At 53.9% G+C, this 2,827-nt stretch carries 1 rRNA gene; it reads right to left on the bottom strand.

The annotated features are described in order from the left end of the window. A 23S ribosomal RNA gene (locus LCM09_RS20560) occupies positions 1-2,824 on the bottom strand; the annotation flags it as partial. Between the last annotated feature and the right edge of the window lie 3 nt (positions 2,825-2,827).

The raw sequence follows: 2,827 nt of genomic DNA, 5'->3' as shown, positions 1-2,827 counted from the left end.
GCTGTGGGAAATCTCATCTCGAGGGGGGCTTCATGCTTAGATGCTTTCAGCACTTATCCCTTCCACACGTAGCTACCCAGCTATGCTCCTGGCGGAACAACTGGTACACCAGCGGTGTGTCCATCCCGGTCCTCTCGTACTAAGGACAGCTCCTCTCAAATTTCCTGCGCCCGCGACGGATAGGGACCGAACTGTCTCACGACGTTCTGAACCCAGCTCGCGTACCGCTTTAATGGGCGAACAGCCCAACCCTTGGGACCTACTTCAGCCCCAGGATGCGATGAGCCGACATCGAGGTGCCAAACCTCCCCGTCGATGTGGACTCTTGGGGGAGATAAGCCTGTTATCCCCAGGGTAGCTTTTATCCGTTGAGCGATGGCCCTTCCATGCGGAACCACCGGATCACTAAGCCCGACTTTCGTCCCTGCTCGACTTGTAGGTCTCGCAGTCAAGCTCCCTTGTGCCTTTACACTCTGCGAATGATTTCCAACCATTCTGAGGGAACCTTTGGGCGCCTCCGTTACTCTTTAGGAGGCGACCGCCCCAGTCAAACTGCCCACCTGACACTGTCTCCGCACCGGATCACGGTGCTGGGTTAGAATGTCAGTACAGCCAGGGTAGTATCCCACCGACGCCTCCACCGAACCTAGCGGTCCGGCTTCTATGGCTCCTACCTATCCTGTACAAGCTGTACCAAAATCCAATATCAGGCTACAGTAAAGCTCCATGGGGTCTTTCCGTCCTGTCGCGGGTAACCTGCATCTTCACAGGTACTATAATTTCACCGGGTCTCTCGTTGAGACAGTATCCAAGTCGTTGCACCTTTCGTGCGGGTCGGAACTTACCCGACAAGGAATTTCGCTACCTTAGGACCGTTATAGTTACGGCCGCCGTTTACTGGGGCTTCGATTCAGAGCTTCTCCCGTAAGGGATAACCCCTCCTCTTAACCTTCCAGCACCGGGCAGGTGTCAGCCCCTATACATCGCCTTGCGGCTTGGCAGAGACCTGTGTTTTTGCTAAACAGTCGCTTGGATCTTTTCACTGCGGCTCCCCTGGGCTATTCACCCGAGGAAGCACCCCTTCTCCCGAAGTTACGGGGTCATTTTGCCGAGTTCCTTAACGAGAGTTCTCCCGATCGTCTTAGGATTCTCTCCTCGCCTACCTGTGTCGGTTTGCGGTACGGGCACCTCTTTCCTCACTAGAGGCTTTTCTTGGCAGTGTAGAATCAGGGACTTCGGTACTTAAATTCCCTCGCCATCACGACTCAGCCTTCACGGTGAACGGATTTGCCTATTCACCAGCCTAATCGCTTGGACGCGCATTTCCAGCAGCGCGCTCTCCCTATCTTTCTGCGTCCCCCCGTCGTTCAAACGGAAAGGAGGTGGTACAGGAATATCAACCTGTTATCCATCGCCTACGCCTTTCGGCCTCGGCTTAGGTCCCGACTAACCCTGAGCGGACGAGCCTTCCTCAGGAAACCTTGGGCTTTCGACGGACAAGATTCTCACTTGTCTTTCGCTACTCATACCGGCATTCTCACTTCTAAGCGCTCCACCAGTCCTTTCGGTCTGACTTCGCAGCCCTTAGAACGCTCTCCTACCATTGTCGTAAGACAATCCACAGCTTCGGTGATACGTTTAGCCCCGGTACATTTTCGGCGCAGCGTCACTCGACCAGTGAGCTATTACGCACTCTTTAAATGATGGCTGCTTCTAAGCCAACATCCTGGTTGTCTAAGCAACGCCACATCCTTTTCCACTTAACGTATACTTTGGGACCTTAGCTGGTGGTCTGGGCTGTTTCCCTCTCGACTACGGATCTTATCACTCGCAGTCTGACTCCCGCGGATAAATCGTTGGCATTCGGAGTTTGACTGGATTCGGTAATCCGGTAGGGACCCCTAGTCCAATCAGTGCTCTACCTCCAAGATTCTTGCCGCGAGGCTAGCCCTAAAGCTATTTCGGAGAGAACCAGCTATCTCCGGGTTCGATTGGCATTTCACCGCTACCCACACCTCATCCCCGCATTTTTCAACATGCGTGGGTTCGGGCCTCCATTCAGTGTTACCTGAACTTCACCCTGGACATGGGTAGATCACCCGGTTTCGGGTCTACGACCACGTACTATTTCGCCCTATTCAGACTCGCTTTCGCTGCGGCTCCGCCTTCTCGGCTTAACCTTGCACGGGATCGTAACTCGCCGGTTCATTCTACAAAAGGCACGCTGTCACCCATTAACGGGCTCCAACTAGTTGTAGGCACACGGTTTCAGGTTCTCTTTCACTCCCCTTCCGGGGTGCTTTTCACCTTTCCCTCACGGTACTGGTTCACTATCGGTCACTAGAGAGTATTTAGCCTTGGGAGATGGTCCTCCCGGATTCCGACGGGGTTTCACGTGTCCCGCCGTACTCAGGATCCGTCTCGGAGGGCAGCGGATTTTGACTACAGGATTGTTACCTTCTCTGATGGACCTTTCCAGGTCGCTTCGTCTATCCGTGCCTTTGTAACTCCAATGAGACGTCCTACAACCCCAGAGGGCAAGCCCTCTGGTTTGGGCTGTTTCCGTTTCGCTCGCCGCTACTCAGGAAATCGCGATTGCTTTCTCTTCCTCCGGGTACTGAGATGTTTCAGTTCCCCGGGTCTGCTCTTTACTTCCTATGTATTCAGAAGTAAATACCACCCCATTACGGATGGTGGGTTCCCCCATTCGGAAATCTCCGGATCAAAGCGTACTTACTGCTCCCCGAAGCATATCGGTGTTCGTCCCGTCCTTCATCAGCTTCTAGTGCCAAGGCATCCACCGTGCGCCCTTAGTAGCTTAACCTTA

This window comes from Guptibacillus algicola, assembly GCF_020171805.1.
Lineage (GTDB): Bacteria > Bacillota > Bacilli > Bacillales > Guptibacillaceae > Guptibacillus > Guptibacillus algicola.
Note: the sequence above shows the minus strand (reverse complement) of the source record. Positions and strands in the feature narration are given on the sequence as shown.